We start from the raw sequence: 472 nt of genomic DNA, 5'->3' as shown, positions 1-472 counted from the left end.
ACGGCAGCCACGACCTGACCCTGAGCGGCGTGCTCAGCGGCAACGGCGCGCTGATCAAGAACGGCAACGGCCAACTGCTGCTCACCGGCACCAGCACCTACACTGGCAACACCGCGGTCAACGCCGGCGGCCTCACCGTCAACGGCAGCTTCGCCAGCGCCAACGTGCACGTCGCCAGCGGCGCCAGCCTCGGCGGCAGCGGCAGCATCGCCGGCCAGGTCAGCCTGGCCGACGGCGCCAACCTGAACATCGCCAGCGCCACCGCGCCGCTGACCGTCGGCGGCCTGTCGCTGGCCTCGACCAGCAACCTCAACTTCGCCCTGGGCGCACCGGGCAGCGGCACCACCCTGGTCCAATCCAACGGCAACCTGACCCTCGACGGCCTGCTCAACATCAGCAATGCCGGCGGCTTCGGCATCGGCGTCTACCAACTGTTCAGCTACGGCGGCAGCCTGACCAACAACGGCCTGAA

1 protein-coding gene is annotated in these 472 nt (G+C 69.3%); it reads left to right on the top strand.

The features are described from left to right. Window positions 1-472 (top strand): autotransporter-associated beta strand repeat-containing protein (locus NTD82_RS05575; RefSeq protein WP_410017031.1); only part of this gene is annotated, 472 nt, incomplete at both ends.

Source organism: Pseudomonas sp. 5P_5.1_Bac1, from assembly GCF_025466015.1.
In the GTDB taxonomy this organism is placed as follows: Bacteria; Pseudomonadota; Gammaproteobacteria; order Pseudomonadales; family Pseudomonadaceae; genus Aquipseudomonas.
This window is presented reverse-complemented; position numbering and strand designations above follow the sequence as displayed.